This is a genomic window from Collinsella aerofaciens ATCC 25986 (assembly GCF_964239575.1).
Taxonomy (GTDB): domain Bacteria; phylum Actinomycetota; class Coriobacteriia; order Coriobacteriales; family Coriobacteriaceae; genus Collinsella; species Collinsella aerofaciens_BQ.
Map to the genome: position 1 here is coordinate 1 of NZ_CAXSQQ010000020.1, position 18,809 is coordinate 18,809.

Sequence of the window (18,809 nt, forward strand, 5' to 3'; positions counted from 1 at the left end):
GATTCTAGGACGAAGGCCGTTCTTCGTTAAACGGGCGCTAGGGCGTCACCCTTACACCAACATTTTCGACGCGATCTGCGTGCGCGGGTCGCCGGGTCCAATTGCTGTATGTAGCGGGGCCCGCGGGTGCCGAGGGTGCCGTCGATGCCGCGGGGCGAACGGGCAAGGGAATTATCGCCCGCGCAGCCAACGACCTGTGCCGCTACTACGCTGCTCGCGAGGGCGTTCAAACCAAGATCCTGCGCGTGCCGTTCCTGTATACCGCGTCTGCCGCGCTGGAGGACCCGTTTTTGGTGCCGCTGTTCGACGCGTGCTCAACCGGATCGGTCGCTCTGCAGGGCGCACAGGATGCGGCGTTTCCCCTGCTGTGTGCCGAGGAGCTTGCGGTGCTGGTACGCCGTATCTTCGACAGCTGGGATGCCTCCTTTGAGACGCTCGACGTTGCCGATACCTTTCATCACGCGTCAGGTGAGGTGGGTGAGGCCCTCAAGGCGCTGTTCCCAGGGCTTTCAGTTGCCTATGGCGATTCTGCCGGCTACGCCCTGCCCGTCAGCGACGTCGTTCGCGTGCGTTATGGTTGGTTTCAGCGGTACGACCTGCTGCGCGATCTTTCGACCATTCAAGCGCGTTGGGATGCAGGCCGCGCAAAGAAGGTTAACCCCTTGCGCGCCGCCATCGACCGCATCCGGCTGCACACGCTGCCTATCAAATGCCTGGAGACGGGCGTTGCCTGGGTCCTGTTCGAGGTGCTGGAGCATCTGTTCTCCCAATCGGCTCAGCTCAACGTGCTTGATTATCGCCTGCTCTACGTGGTGCTGATCGGCACGCTGTATGGCTTGGACTTTGGCTTGGTTGCGGCGCTGCTGGCGTCGGTGGGTTTGGCCGCGAGCTACTTTACTCAGTACGGCTATACCTTCCAGGGCCTGTTCTACGAGCCGTCCAACTGGCTGCCGTTTATTGCGTACTTTGTGGTGGGTGCCGTGTGCGGCTATGTGCAGCTGCGCAACAGCGAAGCCATTAGGGCAGAGCGCGATCAAAACGAGCTCGTGCGCAACCGCAATACGTTCCTTACTCAGCTCTACCACGACGCGATCGAGGACAAGCGCGCGTACAGGCGCCAGATCGTGGGTCGCCACGACAGCTTTGGCAAGATCTTTGCCGTGACGCAGGAGCTCGACGTACTCAACCCACGCGACATCTATCGCAAGTGCTGCGAGCTTCTGGGCGAGATTCTCGAGAACGATTCGGTGGCGATCTACCATGTTTCGGGCGGGACATTTGCACGCCTGGTGGCAGCAAGTCCCGCGATTGCCGAAGATGCCGCACGCTCGCTCACGCTTGAGCAGCTTGCACCTCTTTTGGGCGACGGGGGTCGTTCGAACCTGTGGGTGAACCGCGAGCTGACGCCGGGACTTCCCATGTTTGGATACACGATCGAGCGCGACGGGGCACCCGCCGTGTTGATCTTTGTGCGTAGTGCGGCTGAAAACCAAATGACCCTCTATTATCAAAACCTGTTCCGCATCTTGTGCGGGCTGGTCGAAAGCGCGCTGGGCCGTGCTTTTGACTATGAGGCGGTGGCGCAGGATAAACGCTGCGTTGACGGCACTTGCGTGCTCAAGCAGGCTGCCTTTGGCCAAGAGCTCGCGGCGGAGCGGGCGCTGGCAGATAGCAAGATGGGGAGTTTTTTGCTCCTGCGCGTGGTACCGGACGTGGAGCCTGTCGGCGAGCTGGTAGGCGCAATTGGGTCGGCAATCCGCGAGAGCGACGCGGCGGGCTTGGTCGACGGCGACGTGCTCTATCTGCTTATGCGCCAGGCAAAGGCGTGCGATCTGCCCATTATCCGCGAGCGCCTGAGCGCAAAGCGGATTGCGGTGGAGCCCATCGACGGCGAGGACATCGTGGCGCTGCTGCAGCACATCTCTTACACCGGTGACGGTGAGGGGGGTGCCGTTTGATCTCGCTTGTCGTTGCTGCCGTCTTGCTGCTGATTCATGCGCTGGTTTGCCTGATGCTGTGGACGCTTATGAAGTTGGGCCTGCTGCCGGTGCGCGGGCACATGCTGGCTGTGATAGTGCTGGTGCCGCTGTGGGGCCCGTTGCTGGTGGTTTTGCTATCGGTCCGCAGCGCGGTGTTTTGCGAGGGGCTGAAAGAGTCTGCGCTGGAGTCGCTGCGCTTTAACGACGACCTGCATCGCAGCATCCTGGTGCACGACCGTGACGCCGATGCGGGCGTGGTCCCGCTCGAGGAGGCGCTCATCGTCAACGACCCGGCATACCGGCGCCGTCTAATGCTTTCCATGCTCACCGAGGAGCCCGACGCGTACCTGGCGCAGCTACAGGCGGCTAAGCTTAACGACGACGTTGAGGTGGCGCACTATGCCGCGACGGCGGTGGCGCAGATCTCCAAGGAGTCCGACCTTAAACTGCAGCAGCTGGAGCGCGCCTTTAAGACGGACCCGAGCGCGCAAAACCTCATCGAATACTGTGATTTTCTTGGTGAATACTTAGGCTCGGGCTTGGCCGAGGGGCGCGTGGCTCTGATTCAGCGCCAACAGTACGCGCGCCTGCTTGCGCGTCGCTGCGAGCGCGAGGACACCTTTGAGCTGCGCATTCGATATGCGACGGCGCTGGCCGATGTCGGACAGATCGACGAGGCGCAGGCCGTGATCGACCAGCTAGTGCTCGACGTGCCCGAGGAGCAGGAGGTTTGGATGCTCTGCCTGCGCCTGGCCGTGATGCGCCGCGACGGTGACGAGGTTCACCGTGTGATCGATGCGATTGACAAGCAACATGTATATTTGAGCGCCGACAACCGCGAAAAGTTGGCGTTTTGGCGCGACGGGGAGGAGGCCAGATGAGCGTGGCGCAACATATCCGCGACCGTGCAGGCCGCTTTCGTTGGATGCGACTCCTCGTGGTGTGGGCGGTCTTTATTGCCATGGCCGCCGTGCTGCTGGTGGAGCGTGCCGGCGTGCAGTACAGTGCGGGCCAGCATAAGCTGGGGATGCTTGCCGCCAACGATGCGGTGCCTGCCTCCTCGGCAATCTTTGGCCAAAAGCCCACGTGCCTGGTCATTACCGATTCCGATCAAGCTGGCGTCGAGGACGTAAAGGAACAGTTCGACCAGATCCTGCTCGACATGAAGATCGCGCACCGCGACGTGGACCTTGCCCTGGATGGTGCGGATGCCATTCCCTCGCTGGCCTCCTTCGATCGCGTGATTTTGCTCATGCCGTCGCTCGATGGGCTCGGTACGCACCTGAGCGACATTATGAGTTGGGTGAGTGCCGGCGGTTCGCTTATGCTCGCTATGCCGCCGGATAACTCGAGCTATCTGCAAGTGATTGCCTCCAAGCTTGGCATTGAATCGGCCGGATATGACTATGTAAAAGCCGAAAGCATTGTGCCGAGTGAGGACTTTATGCTGGGCGGGGGAGAGCGCTACGAGCTCTCGGACCCTTTTGATTCGTCGCTTTCGGTATCGCTGCGCGAGACGGCTCGTGTGTGGGCTAAGACCGGCGATGCGGGCGCCCCACTCATTTGGTCGAATGACTGCGGTAGCGGGCGCACCGTGGTTTGCAATATCGGTATCTATGACAAGGTCATGCGCGGCTTTTACGCCGCGGCGACCAGCCTCCTGGGCGATGCCACGGCCTATCCGGTCATTAACAGCGCTGTGTTCTTTTTGGACGACTTTCCTAGTCCCGTGCCCTCGGGCGATGGTACTTATATCAAGCGTGACTACGGCCTTTCCATTGCCGATTTTTACACCAAGGTCTGGTGGCCCGATCTGCAAAAGCTCGCGCAAAAATATGGCATTCGCTATACCGGCGTGATGATCGAAAACTACGAGGACGCGGTCAACCAGACCGAGCCCGCGCGACAGGCCGATACCACGCAGTTCCGCTATTTTGGCGGCATGCTGCTGCAGATGGGCGGCGAGCTGGGCTTTCACGGCTACAACCATCAGCCGCTTGCGCTCTGGGACACCGACTATGGTACGTTGCACGTCTACAAGACCTGGAAGAACAAAGAGACGCTCGTCGCTTCGCTCAACGAACTTATCGCGTTTCAGGACGAGGTCCTGCCCAATGCTCATGGCTCGGTTTACGTGCCGCCGTCGAATATCCTTTCGGCCCGCGCGCGCAAGCTTATCGGTACCGATGTTCCGCGCATTAAGACCATTGCCAGCACGTATTTTGAGGATGGCACCGACCTGCCGTACGTGCAGGAGTTTGGCGTGGCGAGCGATGGCATTGTGGAGCAGCCACGTATTGTCTCGGGCGGCATGGTCGACGATTCTTATATGCGCCTGGCAGCCGTGTCCGAGCTCAACATGCACTACGTGAGCACGCACTTTATGCACCCGGACGACCTTTTGGACCCCGATCGCGGTGGCAAGGAGGGCTGGGAGGTCTACAAGGGCGGCCTGGTCGACTACCAGGAGTGGCTTACCAAATCCGCGCCCGACCTGCGGCACCAGACGGCGTCGGAGTGCTCCGGCGCCATCCAGCGCTTTTCGTCGGTTACGGTAAGCGTGGATACAAGTGCAGATGCCTGGACGCTCAACCTGGACAACTTTCACGACGAGGCTTGGCTCATGTTCCGCGCCAATAATGGCGAGCCGGGTGCGGTGACGGGTGGCGAACTGACGCACCTTACGGGCAATCTGTATCTGCTCAAGGCAAATGATAAGACCGTGACGATCGAGCGCAAGGAGGGTGACGATAAATGAGAATCTGCTTGGTACTCGAGGGTTGCTACCCCTATGTGCACGGCGGCGTATCTACCTGGATGCATGGCTACATTACGGCCATGCCCGAGCACGAGTTTGTGCTGTGGGTGATCGGCGCGCATGCTGCCGACCGTGGCAAGTTTGTCTACGAGCTGCCCGGCAACGTGGTCGAGGTGCACGAGGTGTTCCTGGACGATGCCCTGCGGCTTTCGGGCGAGCAACATGAAGCCAGTTTTAACGACCGTGAGCGCGAGGCGCTACGCCGTCTGGTTTCGCTCTCCAATCCGGACTGGGACGTGTTATTCGATATCTTCCACCGCCGTCGCGTGCATCCGCTCTCGTTTTTGCAGAGCCGCACGTTTATGGATATCTTTCGTGACGTGTGCCTGGCCGAGTATCCCTACACGCCCTTTGCCGATGCATTCCACACCATGCGCTCCATGTTGCTGCCCGTGCTCTACCTGTTGGGCAGCGAGGTGCCAGTGGCCGATATGTACCATGCCATCTCGACCGGCTACGGTGGCCTGCTCGCCTGCCTGGGCTCAAGCGTTCACCATGCGCCGGTGCTGCTGACCGAGCATGGCATCTATACCCGCGAGCGCGAGGAAGAGATCATTCGCGCCGATTGGGTGGTGCCGTCGTTTAAGGACCGCTGGATCCGCTTTTTCTACCTGCTTTCGGAGGAGATCTACCGCCGCGCCTTCCGCGTGACGAGTTTGTTCCATAACGCCCGCAAGACGCAGATTGATATGGGCTGCGATGCGGACAAATGCCTGGTCATCCCCAACGGCATCCAGTTCGATCGCTTTAAGGATATTCCCTTAAAGACCGATGACGGCTGGGTGGATATTGGCGCGGTGGTGCGCCTTGCGCCCATCAAGGATGTCAAGACCATGATCTATGCCTTCTTTGAGCTGCACGAGCGCCTGCCCAAGGTGCGCCTGCACATCATGGGCGGCGTGGACGACGAGGAGTACGGCGCCGAGTGCCACGCGCTGGTCGAAACCCTGGGCGTGCGCGACCTGATCTTTACCGGCCGCGTCAACGTGGTCGAGTACATGGAAAAGCTCGACTTTACCATTTTGACGAGCATCTCCGAGGGCCAGCCGCTCAGCGTGCTGGAGTCGCTTGCAGCGCGCCGTCCCTGCGTGACGACCGAGGTGGGCTGCTGTCGCGAGCTTCTCGAAGGCGCCCCGGACGACGACTTTGGCGTGGCGGGTTTTGTGACGCCGCCTATGTATCGCAAGGGCTTGGCCGATGCCATGGAACGCATGTGCACAAGCCGCGCTCGTCGCATTGAGATGGGGGAGCGCGGCCAGCGTCGCGTTGCCACGTACTTCTTGCACGAGCAGATGCTCGCCAACTATCGCGCGCTGTACGACGAGACGGCGCAAGCGTTTGACCTGCCCAGAGAGGGGGAGTAGCCGGTGGCCGGAATCGGTTTTGAGCTCAAGCGCCTGTTTAGGCGCAAGGGTCTGTTTGCCACGATGCGCGCCTATGGCTACGCTGGCATTGTGTGCACGGGCCCCATGCTGCTGGGCGTGCTGCTCCAGGTGGGTATCTTGGTGCTGTGCGGTCTGTGGGGTGTGGGCCGTGCCAACCAAGATCTGCTGGTGTGCATGGTGACCTATACGCTGCTGGCGTCGCTCACGCTCACGAGTTTTTTCTCTATGCCGGTCACGCGCTTTTTGGCCGATATGCTTTTTGCCGAGCGCGAGGATGAGATCCTGCCTTCGTTTTGGGGCTCCAACGCCATCATGCTCGTTGCGGGCACGGTGCTCTACGGCGTCTTTTTGCTGTTCTCGGGCGCCACGCTGCTGCAGGGGCTGCTGTGCCTGTGGCTGTTCAATATTATGATCGTCAACTGGAACGGCATGAGTTACCTCACGGCCATCAAGGATTACCGCGGTATCCTTTGCAGCTTTGCGGCTGCCATTGGCGTGGCGTGCCTGTGCGCCCTGGCCGCGCTGGCGCTGGGACTGCCGCCGGTCGAGGGCCTTTTGGCGTCAATTGCTCTGGGCTATGGCGTCATGCTCGCCTGGGACGTGGTACTGCTGTACCGGTTTTTTCCGCAGAGCGAACGCAGCCCCTGGCTGTATTTACGGTGGCTTGATCAGTTTATGCCGTTGGCGCTCACGGGCTTGTTTACCAACCTGGGCCTCTTTGCGCACTTGGTGATAATTTGGGCCGGTCCCATTGGCGTGCAGGTCAAGGGCTTGTTTTATGGTGCGCCCTACCACGATGTGCCGGCGCTTATCGCGTTTTTGACGATCCTGGTCACGTCCGTCAACTTTGTGGTCTCGGTCGAGGTCAATTTCTATCCGCGCTACCGCGACTACTACAGCCTGTTCAACGACGGTGGTGTGGTGGGCGACATTGTGGTGGCCGAGGAGGAAATGCTTGCCACGCTCAACCGAGAACTGCGGTTTTGTGCGCTCAAGCAACTGTTTGTGACGGCGGCGGTCATTTCGCTCGAGACCACGGTGCTGTCGGCCCTACCGTTGGGCTTTAACAACCTGATGCACGGGTATTTTCGCACGCTGTGCGTGGGCTACGGCCTGTATGCAGTGGGCAACACGATCCTGCTGATCTTGCTGTACTTTACCGACTACAAGGGGGCCGTGCTGGCCTCGGGCCTGTTTGCCGGTGTGGCCGGGCTGGCGACCGCCGTGTCGTTGCTTTTGCCGCAGCAGTTTTACGGCTTTGGCTTTTTGTTGGGTGCAGCGGTGTTTTTTATCGTGGCGCTGCTGCGGCTCGATACCTATACCGCCAACTTACCGTATCGTATCCTGAGCCAGCAGCCTATTGTGGCGACCGTCAAAACGGGTCGCTTTACACAGCTGGGCCGCTTGCTCGACCGTGCCAAGCAGCGCTATGAGGAAGGTCGCCATAAGGGTGAGCCACATGGCGCGTTTGAGCGCGCAGTAGTTCACGTGTATCGCAAGCATTGGGGAGGTTCTGATGACCGATAGTATGATGTCTCGTCGTCGCCTGTTTGAGGCGGCTGCCGGTGCGCTGTTGCTTTCGGGCTGCTCGGTGCAGGAAGACTCCTCGACCAAAAAGGTCAAAAAGCAGGACAAGATTAAAAAGGCCGAGGCCTCCGACCAGTCCAAGCACCTGCGCGATAAGGACGAGCTGTACGAGGTTTACGACGACTCGGGCATTGTGACCATGTACCTAACGGTCTCGCGCGGCAACAGCTCCGAGAACACGGACCACAGCTGGGCCGAGATCAGCACGTACTCGGTGTATGACTATGCCGACATGGGTGTGACGCGCTATCAGGTTATGGGCCTGCTGCAGCCGGGCGACGAAGAGGGCCCAGTTGCCGGCGAGGTTGGCTATGGCGAGGAAGCGCCCAATGCCACCGTGCAGGTGCGCGGCCAGACGTCGAGCTCCTACACGCAAAAGAATTACAAGGTGGAGCTCAAAAAAGGAAAAGGTACCTGGCGCCAGCAGCGCGCGATTGCGCTCAACAAGCACATGGGCGAGGGTATGCGTTATCGCAACAAGATGGCCTACGATCTTATCCGCGGGATTCCCCAGATGATGGGCCTGCGCACGCAGTTTGTGCATCTGTGGGTGTGCGACCAGACCGAAAAGTCCAACGACACCTTTGAGGACTACGGCCTGTTTACGCAGGTGGAGCAGCTCAACAAGACGGCGCTTAAGGCGCACGGCTTGGATAAGAGCGGGCACCTGTACAAGGTGAACAGCTTTGATTTCCATCGCTACGAGGACACCATTAAGCTTGCCGATGATCCCGACTATAACCAGGCAAACTTTGATGGCATGCTCGAGATTAAGGGCGATACGGACCACACCAAGCTCATCGAGATGCTCGATGCGCTCAACGACGAATCGCAAAAGATCGATGACGTGCTCGACATCTACTTTGATACCGAGAACCTGGTCTATTGGTTGGCGTTTCAGATCCTGACGGGCAACTGCGATACGCAGAACCGTAACTGCTATCTGTACAGCCCGCTTAACTCCAAGGTCTGGTATATCCTGGATTGGGATAACGACGGCATGCTGCGTAAGTTGGAGCTTTCTCTTACCGGGTTTTCGGACTACGCGAGCTGGGAGCGCGGCGCAAGCAACTACTGGGGCAACGTGCTGTTTAACCGCGCGTTGCGCAGCAAGTCGTTCCGCAGCGAACTCGACCGTGCCGTCAAGGACTTGCGCTCGTATTTGACCGAGACTCGCCTGACCAAGATGATCAAGCACTACCGCGAGGTGACTGAATCCCTGGTCTTTGCTTCGCCCGATATCGACCATCTGCCTGTCACCAAGGACCAATACGAGCAGATCACCGCGGCGATTCCCTCCGAGATCGAGGAGAACTATAAGAGCTTTCGCGAGAGCTATAAAAAGCCCATGCCGTTCTACATTGGCGTGCCGCAGATCGATAACGGTAAGCTGCGCATTAACTGGGATGCGTCCTACGACTTTGAGGCGCGCGACATTCGCTACACCGTAGAGCTTGCGCGCGACTATGCCATCAAGGACGTGCTTTTTAAGGCCGACGACGTGCTGCTGCCTGAGGTTACCTGCGATGCGCCCGATACCGGCCAGTATTTTGTGCGCGTGCGTGCCACCAACTCCGACGGCTATAAGCAAGATGCGTTTGACTACTATGCAACCGACGACGGCAAGCACTACGGCATGAAGTGTTTTTACGTGCAAGACGGCGGTAAGGTCGTGGAGGACACGTATGAGGAGGGCTAGCGCGCTGCTTGAGCGCTTGGCGGCCCCGCCTGTGCGTGTCACGCAGGAGCGTTACCGCCACGAGCTCAAATATCTCATTAACGAGGGCGAGCACGCCGCGCTTGCCTGTCGCATGGCGCCGGTGTTTAAGCTGGACAAGCATGCGCGGGCAGGCGGTTACACCATTCGCAGCCTGTACTTTGACGACTACTGCAACTCGGCCTACGAGGAAAAAGACGCCGGCATTCTCATGCGTAAAAAGTATCGCGTGCGCATCTATAACGGCAGCGACAATGTGATTAAGCTCGAGCGCAAAAAGAAGTACGGTAGCTGGATCTACAAGGAGGACGCGCCGCTCACGCGCGGCGAGTTTGAGCAGATTCTGGCCGGCGACTACGACTTTTTGCTGAGGAGCCCCTATCCGCTCTGCCGCGAGTTCTACATCGAGTGCATCTGCAACATGATGCGCCCGCGGACCATCGTGGACTACGAGCGCGAGCCGTGGGTGATGGACGAGGGCACCGTGCGCATTACGTTTGACATGAACGTGCGTGCCGCGGTGGGAAGCTTCGATATCTTTGACGCGACACTGCCCGCGTTGCCGGTCTTGGAACCCGGCAAGCTGGTGATGGAGGTCAAGTTTACTGAGTTTTGTCCGCAGCTGGTGCGCGATATGGTGCCGCCGGGCGCGGCCGAGCTTACGGCGGTCTCCAAGTACTGCCTGTGTTATGACAAGACCGCCTACCTGCGCGGATTTAACTACTGGGAATCGGATTTTGGGAACCGAGGGGAAATTTAGACCATGAGCACCAGGGACTTTTTTAAGAACTCCGTCTTGGAGGCGTTTGGCCAGGTCGACCCTGCCAAGATCGGCCTTTCGCTGCTCGTGGCGCTCGCCATGGGCATCCTGATCTATTACGTGTACAAGCGCTTTTTTACCGGCGTGGTGTATTCGCGCAGCTTTGCCGTGACGCTCGTGGGCATGTGCGTGCTCACCTGCATGGTCACGCTCGCGATCTCGACGAACGTGGTCATCTCGCTCGGTATGGTCGGTGCTCTGTCTATTGTCCGCTATCGTACGGCGGTCAAGGACCCGCTCGACCTGCTGTATCTGTTTTGGGCCATTACCACGGGCATTACGGCCGGCGCCGGCATGTACGCGCTCGTGGGGCTCACGGCGGTGGTGATCGTGGTGATGATCGCCGGCTTTGCGAGCCACCAGGACAAGTCGCGCGTGTACATGATGGTCATCCACTACACGGGCCAGACCACCGGCGACGATATCGTGCGCGCGTTTGGGCGTACCAAGTTCACCGTCAAGTCCAAGACCATGCGCGGCGACAAGGTCGAAATGGCCGCCGAGGTGTTCTCGGACGGCGTTGACATGCCCTATGCGGACGCCATTCGCGCGCTCGACGGCGTGGAGGACCTGACGCTCATTCAATATAACGGCGAGTACCACGGGTAGAACCCTAGCGAGCAGATTGCACAAAGAGGGGCGCTCCTGGTCGAGCATACGTCAGCGAGCGGGTAGATGCCGGGCTCTTATGTTCCGGCGTTCTAACGAACGCCGGACCGCTCGACGCTGCGCGGACATCTGCCGGGCGATCTGCCGCTCAAACCGTCGCTCGCGTACATAAAGTACGCTTCGCTCCTCTTTCGCGGCACCTCGCCACGGCAGCTGCCCGCTCGCTGACGTTTGCTCGACCTGGATGGGCGAGTTGATTCATTGAGCGCGTTCGCGGGTATTATGGTGAAAGCGATTTCAACGACAGGGGTGCTCGTGGTAAAGATGAAAGATGTGGCCGAGCTGGCCGGCGTTTCGAGCGCCGCCGTCTCGCGTTACCTCAACGGTGGGTATATCTCGGCGGATAAGGCCGAGCGCATTAAGCAGGCGATTGAGCTGACCGGATACGTTCGGTCCAGCCAGGCTCGCGCGCTGCGCACCGGTTCCACTAAGCTCATCGGCGTCATCGTACCTAAGATTAACTCGGAATCCGTAAGCCGCATTACCGCCGGTATTGGCCAGGTGCTCGGTCGCCGTGGCTACCAGATGCTGCTTGCCGATACCGACAACGCGGCCGATCGCGAGCTCGAGTACCTCGATTTATTCCAAAACCACCCGGTCGATGGCATTGTGCTGGTGGCAACTATGATTACCGACGAGCATCGCCGGGCGATTGAGTCGTGCCGCGTGCCCATCGTGCTGATCGGCCAGAATGTTGAGGGCGCGGCGTGCGTCTATCACGACGATTACGAGGCCGCTTTTGAGCTGGGCCATGCGCTTGCAGGCCGCGTGGACGGCAAGATCGCCTACATTGGAGTTACCGAAGAGGACCGCGCGGCCGGTTATGACCGCCGTCGCGGTTTTGAGGCCGGATTGCGCGCCGCGGGTAACCCGCTCGATGCCGCCTTGATTCGCCTCGGCTCGTTTACGCTCGACTCGGGTTATGGTGCGGCGCGTGAGCTGCTTTCCGTCGCTTCCGATGTTTCGTTTATCGCATGCGCAACCGACACCATGGCGGCGGGCGCACTGCGTGCCATCGATGAGGTTCGCGGCGTGGGCGAGGGTATACACCGCGTAAGCGGTTTTGGCGACAACGCGTTTTTGCGCGCGCTGACGGGCGGCATTCCCACCGTGCATTATGGCTACCTGACCAGTGGCGTCGAGGCGACCAATATGCTGATCAACACGCTCGATGGCGTGGAGGGGGAGAGCGGTCTCAAGACGCTCAAGCTCGGCCATCAGCTTATGAATGTCTAGGCCTTGGGCACGTCTGCCTGCCTCTGAGCCGCCTCTTTTTACTTTAAAACTACCTTTCGCCGGCTTATTCCTACCGTTCACCCTACTGTGAAAACGATTACAGCCATATGAAACTGAAAACGATTACAGTGTAAGTGTCAAAGATGGCCGGGTGTGCATGCGCCCGTTGGAGGAAAGGGAAGTCATGGACTACCGCAAATCAGCGCAAGAGGTGCTCGACAACATCAGTGGCGCCGGCAACGTTATTTCGGCCGCACACTGCGCCACGCGTCTGCGCCTTGTGATTGCCGATAACGCCAAGGTCGACAAGGAGGCCCTCGAGAATATCGACGGCGCCAAGGGCGTCTTTGAGGCCCAGGGCCAGCTCCAGATTATTTTTGGCACCGGCACCGTCAACAAAGTCTACGACGAGTTCATTGCGCTCAGCGGCGTCGAGGCTGCCACCAAGGCCGAGGTCAAGGAGGCCGCGGCGCAGCAGCAGAACATCTTTATGCGTGCCATTAAGGTGCTCGGCGACGTCTTTGTCCCCATCATCCCCGCCATCGTGGCTTCGGGCCTGCTGCTGGGCATTATGAGCGCACTCAACTTTATGGCCTCCAACGGCTTTATCGCGCTCGACACCAATAACTTTATTTATAAGATTGCCGACCTGGTCTCGGGCACGTCCTTTGGCATTCTGCAGATCTTGATCGGTTACTCCGCGGCTAAGGCCTTTGGCGCCAACCCGTATCTGGGCGCCGTCGTCGGTGGTGCATTCATCAACTCCTCGCTGCAGAGCGCCTATACGGTTGCCTCCGAGGGCGTGCAGACCATGGTCAACGTCATCCCCGGCGTGTACAGCCTTGAGTGGGTCGGCTATCAGGGCCATGTGATCCCCATCGTCATCGCCTGCGCCATTCTCGCCTTCCTCGAGAAGCGCCTGCACAAGATCGTTCCTGAGATGTTCGATCTCTTTGTGACTCCGCTCGTCTCGGTGTTCGTGACCGTGCTCGTGACGCTCGTTGCCGTCGGCCCCATCTTCGTCTGGGCCGAGAACGCCATCCTCGGTCTGATCCAGGCCCTGCTAACCCTGCCCTTCGGCATCGGTTCCTTTATCGTCGGCCTGTTCTATGCCCCCACGGTCGTTACCGGTATCCACCAGATGTACACCGCCATCGACCTGGGCCAGCTCGCCCAGTACGGCGTGACCTATTGGCTGCCCATCGCCAGCGCTGCCAACATCGCTCAGGGTGGCGCCGCACTCGCCGTTGCCTTTAAGACCCGCGATGCCAAGATCAAGGGTCTGGCGCTTCCTTCGGCTCTGTCCGCCTTCATGGGCATTACCGAGCCTGCCATCTTTGGTGTGAACCTGCGCTTCTTTAAGCCCTTCATCGCCGGCTGCATCGGCGGCGGTTGCGGTGCCTTGGTCTGCGCGCTCACTTCGCTGGCTGCCTCCGGCACGGGCGTTACGGGTATCTTTGGTATCCTGCTGTGCCTGGCCCAGCCCGTGCAGTACGCGATCATGTTTGCGATCGCCGCGCTGGTTTCCTTTGCCATCTCGTTTGTCCTGTACAAGGACGAGCCCAAGGCTTCCGAGCAGGCCTAAGAGCTTTTGATTGAGGGGTGCCCGCGGGCTGTATGCTCGCGGGTGTTTCCCGCATTTGGCGCCGATCTCTGGCGCCTTGTAACTTTCGATCCGTTAGGACTTTGATATGTCTAATGCACTTGGCCGCGACCTTGCAAAGCTGGTTGCCGCTGTTGACGCCGCCGCCTCTGAGTGCGGTCATGGCGCATATGGCCAGCGCTTCCATATTATGCCGCCGGCGGGCTGGCTCAACGACCCCAACGGTCTTTGCCAGGCGGGTGGCGTGTTCCATGCCTATTTTCAGTATGCGCCGTTTGATGTCGAGGGTGGCGTTAAGGCTTGGGGTCATGCGACGAGTCGCGACCTTATGACGTGGGACTACGTTGGCGCCCCGCTGCTGCCCGACGAGCCGTTCGATTGCCACGGTGTGTATTCGGGCTCCGCGCTTGCCGAGGACGGCCGTATTCGCGTGCTGTACACAGGCAACGTGAAGCTTCCCGATGCGGACGGGACGTACGACTACGTCAATACCGGCCGTCGCGCTGATACCGTCTATGTGGAGAGTACCGACGGTCAGGCGTTTGGCGCCAAGCGCGTGGTGCTGGCTTCCGAGGATTATCCCGAGGATTTGACCTGCCATGTGCGCGATCCCAAGGTGTGGCGTGACGCGGACGGGCGTTATCACATGGTGCTGGGCGCGCGTCGCCGCGTGGATGGTCCGCATGTCGATAGTCGATTTTGCGTCATGCACGGCGAGGGCGCCGGGCGCGATGTGGGCGAGATCCTGGTGTATGGCTCGGCGGATATGCTGAGTTGGGAGCTCGAGAGTCGTGTGTCTACGCCCGAGCGTTTTGGCTTTATGTGGGAGTGCCCGGGATACCTTGAGCTTGAGGCGGATGGCGGTGTACCGGCGAAGTGGCTGTCCTTCTCGCCCCAGGGCCTCGAGGGCGGTCGTTGGGACCGCGGCAACGTATACGCTGCTGGCTACATGCCTGTAACGGGCGACATTACGGGTGGTGACGGTGCCTATGAGCTGGGCGAGTTCCGCCTGTGGGACGCCGGTTTTGACTTCTATGCTCCGCAGGAGTTCACGGCCGAGGACGGTCGTCACATTCTGATTGGCTGGATGGGCATGCCCGATGAGCCGACCTATGGCAACGACCCCACCGTGGCGTGTGGCTGGCAGCACTGCATGACGGTGCCGCGTGAGCTTACAGCCGGTGCTGGCGGCGTGGTACTGCAGCAGCCGGCGCGCGAGATCGAGCGCCATTATGCCTCGGTGCGTGTGGGGGAGGGCTCGTTGGAGGCTGCCGGTGATACCTGCTTTGACGTTGTTGTCGACGGTGTCGACAGCGCGTTTACCGTGACCGTTGATGGCGAGCTGAGGCTGGCGTTTGTTCCCGTCGAGGGCGAACTGCCCTCGCGCTTTGAGATGCGATTTACCGATGAGAGTCGCGCTTCTGCCGGCTGCGGTCGTACCGTGCGTTGGGAGCCCGTCGACGAGGTTAGTAACGTGCGCATTGTTGGCGATGTTTCCTCGGTCGAGGTGTTTGTGAACGATGGTGCGCTCGTGTTCTCGACGCGCATCTATCCCGAGGCCTATGGCGTGACCGTTGACGCTCCGGGTGCGAGCGTGAACTATCACACGCTCATCATCTAGGCGATTCGTCGCATATCGGCGCTATACTGCAGCCGTTGTCCACGATGCGGGGAACACCCGCATCGTGGGATTTTGCTTATGAAGGGGCGGTGCCGTGTGGGCGTACAGCAGCTAGAAGAGGCTTGGGCTTTGAGGACCGGCGCGCGTGAGGCGCAGTTGCTTGCGGCCCCGCATATGCCGGCAGGGCTGTCGCTGCTGGGGATTGTGCGTCCCGGTGACCGCCTGGTGGCCTTTGCGGACGACTTTGCCGATGCGTTTGAGCGCGGCTTTGATGCTTGCGACGTTGTGCTCGTTGGAGAGCCGTCGGTTGCGGCGTTTACCGCCGCGTCCGAGGACTTTGACGCTTCGTTTGATGCCGAGGTGCCGCACCTGTGGTGGTTTGTGAACTCCATCGGCGGGTTTGGACTGCGCGTGCCCGATCTGCGTACGCTGGGTCGAGCGGCTCGCGAGGCCCATGCGCTGCTGGTTGTGGACAACACCGTGGCGTCGGCTTTTGGCTGCGATCCGTTGCGCTTGGGTGCCGTGCTGTCGCTCGAAGCGCTCGACCGTGTGTGCGCCGGTAACGCTTCACGCAAGTTGGTTGCCGTATCGGTCGCGCGCTCGCAGCTCAAGCGCCATCGTGTGGATGCCGCGGCTGAGTGCGTGCATGTCCTGTTTGAGGGCTGTGGCTTGGGCAAGCTTGATTTGCCTACTGACGAGGCTGGTGTGCTGGAGCGCGGGCTGGACTCGCTCGATACCCGCATGCAGGCACACTTCGACCGCGCCCGTGCTCTGGCCGAGTATCTGGCCGCCAACGAGATGGTGCGCAACGTGCGCTATCCCGGGCTGAGTTCGCATCCCGACCATGCGGTTGCAACGGGAATCCTCGAGCACGGCTTTGGCCCGGCAGCTGAGTTTGATCTTATCGAGCGCAGTGCGGGCGATCTCTTTGATGCTTTGCCGGGTGAGTTCCGCACATCGCCGGCTGGCGGCGCAACGACGCGCCTTTCGGCCCCACGCGGCAAGCAGGGGAGCACCGTCCGCCTCTTCGCCGGCACCGACGACCCCCTGGTCGTAGCGTCCGCCCTAGACAACGCCCTCCGTAAGTAGCTAATTTGGGACGGGGCTTTTTTAGCTACCCAATGTCAATTTTTGGCTATGAGTCAAGAATGCTCTGGATGGGTAGCTAAAAAAGCCCCGTCCCAAATTAGCTACTCTTTGATGGTGTCGATCAGGTCGTTGGCCCTTGCGGCTATGACTTCGTTGATGTCGGCCTGCAGCTCCTCGTAGACTTCGATGGCTCGCTCGCCGGCGGGGGTGAGGGTGGATCCGCGGGCACCGTCGCGCTCGATGAGCTTGCAGCCTAGCTGGCCTTCCGCCTCGTTCACAATGCGCCAGGCCTTGGAATACGCCATTCCCATGCTCTTGGCGGCGCGGTTGAGCGAGTGCTCGCGGGCGATACCCTGCAGCAGCAAGACGCAGCCGTGGCCGAACACGCCCGGCAGATCTTTGTCGCACGACTGAATGACCAGTTTTGCCGTCGTCTTGTACTCCATGTGCTCCACGTCTCCCCGCTAAAGTGTTTGCTGGGCAAACGCAAAGCCTGCGTCAAACCCTCGTGTGCTCTTCTTAAATCATGCATTGTAGCAGTCAAAGTGCGTTAAGATACTTCCCCAGTATTGGGCGCCCAAGGTTGGGCTGGGTCCTACGAGGCCTGCAGCCGACCGGTCGCATGGAAAAAGGAGAAACATGGCTACGTTCTTTCCCGGTGAGTCCCACACGTTTTCGGAGTATCTGCTGGTCCCTGGTTACTCGTCCTCGCAGTGCATCCCCAACAACGTCTCTCTTAAGACGCCGCTAACCCGCTTTAAGCGCGGTGAGAAGCCGGCAATCACCCTGAACATCCCCATGGTTTCCGCCATCATGCAGTCCGTCTCGGGCGTCGACATGGGTGTCGCGCTCGCTACCGAGGGTGGCCTGTCCTTCATTTACGGTTCCCAGAGCGCCGAGTCCGAGGCCGCTATGGTCAAGGCCGTCAAGGATCACAAGGCCGGCTTCGTTCAGTCCGATTCCACGCTGACCCCCGACATGACCATGGAGCAGGTCATCGAACTCAAGGAGAAGACCGGCCACTCCACCATGCCGGTTACCGACGACGGCACTCCCAAGGGCAAGCTCCTGGGTATCGTCACCAGCCGTGACTATCGCCCCAGCCGCGATGACCACCAGACGAAGGTCTCCGAGTTCATGACCCCGCGTGAGCAGCTCATCGTGGGCGACAAGAACATCAGCCTCAAGGTTGCCAACGACGTCATCTGGGACAACAAGCTCAACGCCCTGCCCATCGTCGACGACAACGATCACCTCATGGGCATCGTCTTCCGCAAGGACTACGATAGCCACAAGACCAACCCCAACGAGCTGCTCGATAACGACAAGCGCTACATGGTCGGCGCCGGTATCAACACCCGCGACTATGCCGAGCGCGTGCCGCTGCTCATCGAGGCCGGCGCCGATGTCCTGTGCATCGATTCCTCCGAGGGCTTCAGCGAGTGGCAGAAGCGCACCATCGAGTGGATTCGCGCCAACTACGGCGAGGACGTCAAGGTTGGCGCCGGTAACGTCGTCGACGCCGAGGGCTTCCGCTTCCTGGCCGACTGCGGTGCCGACTTCATCAAGGTCGGTATCGGCGGCGGTTCCATCTGCATTACCCGCGAGACCAAGGGCATTGGCCGTGGCCAGGCCACCGCGCTGATCGACGTCTGCCGCGCTCGTGACGAGTACTACGAGGAGACCGGCGTCTACGTGCCCGTGTGCTCCGACGGCGGCATCGTCTACGATTACCACATGACGCTTGCCCTTGCCATGGGTGCCGACTTCATGATGCTGGGCCGCTACTTCGCTCGCTTCGACGAGAGCCCGACCGAGCGCGTCAACGTGAACGGCCAGTACATGAAGGAGTACTGGGGCGAGGGTTCTGCGCGTGCCCGCAACTGGCAGCGCTACGACCTGGGCGGTGCCGCGAAGCTCAGCTTCGTCGAGGGCGTCGACTCCTACGTTCCCTACGCCGGTTCCCTCAAGGACGGTGTGGGCGGAACGCTCTACAAGGTCAAGTCCACGATGTGCAACTGCGGTGCCCTCTCGATCCCCGAGCTCCAGGAAAAGGCACGCCTGACGCTGGTCAGCTCCACCTCCATCGTCGAAGGCGGCGCCCACGACGTAGTCGTGAAAGACTCCCAGCAGAGCGTTTCCTACCGCTAAGCGGCTTTCCCAAGCACCGCACCTTGCCGTTCAAACCGTCGCTTGCGTACCTAAGTACGCGGCGCTCCTCTTTCACGGCAATCTGCGGCACCTGGAAAACCCGTTCGTGCTAGAACGAGTTTCAAACAAAGGTT

14 protein-coding genes are annotated in these 18,809 nt (G+C 60.2%); 13 read left to right on the forward strand and 1 reads right to left on the reverse strand.

Features of this window, described 5'->3' with window-relative positions; translation table 11 throughout:
• Positions 1-101 precede the first annotated feature (101 nt).
• The 12 genes from ACESUZ_RS08080 (at position 102) to ACESUZ_RS08135 (ending at position 16,524) form a co-directional block, all read left to right on the forward strand.
• Positions 102-1,958 carry a DUF4118 domain-containing protein gene (locus tag ACESUZ_RS08080; RefSeq protein ID WP_373199473.1) on the forward strand — a complete coding sequence of 619 codons (1,857 nt, stop codon included), beginning with the start codon at positions 102-104 and terminating at the stop codon, positions 1,956-1,958.
• Positions 1,955-2,860: a hypothetical protein gene (locus ACESUZ_RS08085; RefSeq protein WP_373199475.1), complete on the forward strand. Its 906-nt coding sequence runs from the start codon at positions 1,955-1,957 to the stop codon at positions 2,858-2,860. Before ACESUZ_RS08080 ends, ACESUZ_RS08085 begins: the two co-directional genes overlap by 4 nt.
• Entirely contained in the window at positions 2,857-4,737 is a 1,881-nt protein-coding gene (locus ACESUZ_RS08090; RefSeq protein WP_373199476.1) for a DUF2194 domain-containing protein, read from the forward strand. Before ACESUZ_RS08085 ends, ACESUZ_RS08090 begins: the two co-directional genes overlap by 4 nt.
• Complete coding sequence (gene pelF / locus ACESUZ_RS08095; RefSeq protein ID WP_373199478.1) at positions 4,734-6,161, forward strand: GT4 family glycosyltransferase PelF; 1,428 nt, start codon at positions 4,734-4,736, stop codon at positions 6,159-6,161. The genes ACESUZ_RS08090 and pelF overlap by 4 nt, the downstream gene beginning before the upstream one ends.
• Before the next feature lie 3 nt (positions 6,162-6,164).
• Entirely contained in the window at positions 6,165-7,709 is a 1,545-nt protein-coding gene (pelG, locus tag ACESUZ_RS08100; protein ID WP_373199479.1) for an exopolysaccharide Pel transporter PelG, read from the forward strand.
• The gene (locus tag ACESUZ_RS08105; protein WP_373199481.1) at positions 7,699-9,468 is read left to right on the forward strand and encodes a CotH kinase family protein; all 1,770 of its coding nucleotides are present in this window, start codon (positions 7,699-7,701) and stop codon (positions 9,466-9,468) included. Before pelG ends, ACESUZ_RS08105 begins: the two co-directional genes overlap by 11 nt.
• Positions 9,455-10,246 (forward strand): polyphosphate polymerase domain-containing protein, encoded by a 792-nt coding sequence (locus tag ACESUZ_RS08110; protein WP_373199482.1) that lies wholly within the window; start codon positions 9,455-9,457, stop codon positions 10,244-10,246. Before ACESUZ_RS08105 ends, ACESUZ_RS08110 begins: the two co-directional genes overlap by 14 nt.
• A 3-nt stretch (positions 10,247-10,249) precedes the next feature.
• Positions 10,250-10,915 (forward strand): DUF4956 domain-containing protein, encoded by a 666-nt coding sequence (locus ACESUZ_RS08115; RefSeq protein ID WP_373199484.1) that lies wholly within the window; start codon positions 10,250-10,252, stop codon positions 10,913-10,915.
• A gap of 324 nt (positions 10,916-11,239) precedes the next feature.
• The gene (locus ACESUZ_RS08120) at positions 11,240-12,211 is read left to right on the forward strand and encodes a LacI family DNA-binding transcriptional regulator (RefSeq protein ID WP_373199508.1); all 972 of its coding nucleotides are present in this window, start codon (positions 11,240-11,242) and stop codon (positions 12,209-12,211) included.
• 184 nt (positions 12,212-12,395) lie between these two features.
• Positions 12,396-13,796 carry a PTS transporter subunit EIIC gene (locus ACESUZ_RS08125; RefSeq protein WP_373199486.1) on the forward strand — a complete coding sequence of 467 codons (1,401 nt, stop codon included), beginning with the start codon at positions 12,396-12,398 and terminating at the stop codon, positions 13,794-13,796.
• A 106-nt stretch (positions 13,797-13,902) separates the two neighbouring features.
• Positions 13,903-15,435, forward strand: coding sequence for a glycoside hydrolase family 32 protein (locus ACESUZ_RS08130; RefSeq protein ID WP_373199488.1), 1,533 nt, complete (start codon positions 13,903-13,905; stop codon positions 15,433-15,435).
• Between the two features lie 96 nt (positions 15,436-15,531).
• Positions 15,532-16,524, forward strand: coding sequence for a PLP-dependent transferase (locus tag ACESUZ_RS08135; protein WP_373199489.1), 993 nt, complete (start codon positions 15,532-15,534; stop codon positions 16,522-16,524).
• Positions 16,525-16,625: 101 nt separating this feature from the next.
• On the opposite strand, the gene ACESUZ_RS08140 is transcribed toward ACESUZ_RS08135, so the two are convergent.
• Positions 16,626-16,970, reverse strand: a complete 345-nt coding sequence (locus ACESUZ_RS08140; protein WP_373199491.1) for a winged helix-turn-helix domain-containing protein — start codon at positions 16,968-16,970, stop codon at positions 16,626-16,628.
• A gap of 193 nt (positions 16,971-17,163) precedes the next feature.
• On the opposite strand from ACESUZ_RS08140, the gene ACESUZ_RS08145 reads away from it, so the two are divergent.
• Positions 17,164-18,675, forward strand: a complete 1,512-nt coding sequence (locus ACESUZ_RS08145) for an IMP dehydrogenase (RefSeq protein WP_006234046.1) — start codon at positions 17,164-17,166, stop codon at positions 18,673-18,675.
• The last annotated feature ends 134 nt before the right edge of the window (positions 18,676-18,809 follow it).

Bases quoted from the DNA above. Each gene is read 5' to 3' on its own strand.
- ACESUZ_RS08105 (WP_373199481.1), top strand. From the start codon at position 7,699: ATGACCGATAGTATGATGTCTCGTCGTCGCCTGTTTGAGGCGGCTGCC.
- pelF (WP_373199478.1), top strand. From the start codon at position 4,734: ATGAGAATCTGCTTGGTACTCGAGGGTTGCTACCCCTATGTGCACGGC.
- ACESUZ_RS08090 (WP_373199476.1), top strand. From the start codon at position 2,857: ATGAGCGTGGCGCAACATATCCGCGACCGTGCAGGCCGCTTTCGTTGG.
- ACESUZ_RS08145 (WP_006234046.1), top strand. From the start codon at position 17,164: ATGGCTACGTTCTTTCCCGGTGAGTCCCACACGTTTTCGGAGTATCTG.
- ACESUZ_RS08120 (WP_373199508.1), top strand. From the start codon at position 11,240: ATGAAAGATGTGGCCGAGCTGGCCGGCGTTTCGAGCGCCGCCGTCTCG.
- ACESUZ_RS08110 (WP_373199482.1), top strand. From the start codon at position 9,455: ATGAGGAGGGCTAGCGCGCTGCTTGAGCGCTTGGCGGCCCCGCCTGTG.
- ACESUZ_RS08140 (WP_373199491.1), bottom strand. From the start codon at position 16,970: ATGGAGTACAAGACGACGGCAAAACTGGTCATTCAGTCGTGCGACAAA.
- ACESUZ_RS08125 (WP_373199486.1), top strand. From the start codon at position 12,396: ATGGACTACCGCAAATCAGCGCAAGAGGTGCTCGACAACATCAGTGGC.
- ACESUZ_RS08130 (WP_373199488.1), top strand. From the start codon at position 13,903: ATGTCTAATGCACTTGGCCGCGACCTTGCAAAGCTGGTTGCCGCTGTT.
- ACESUZ_RS08115 (WP_373199484.1), top strand. From the start codon at position 10,250: ATGAGCACCAGGGACTTTTTTAAGAACTCCGTCTTGGAGGCGTTTGGC.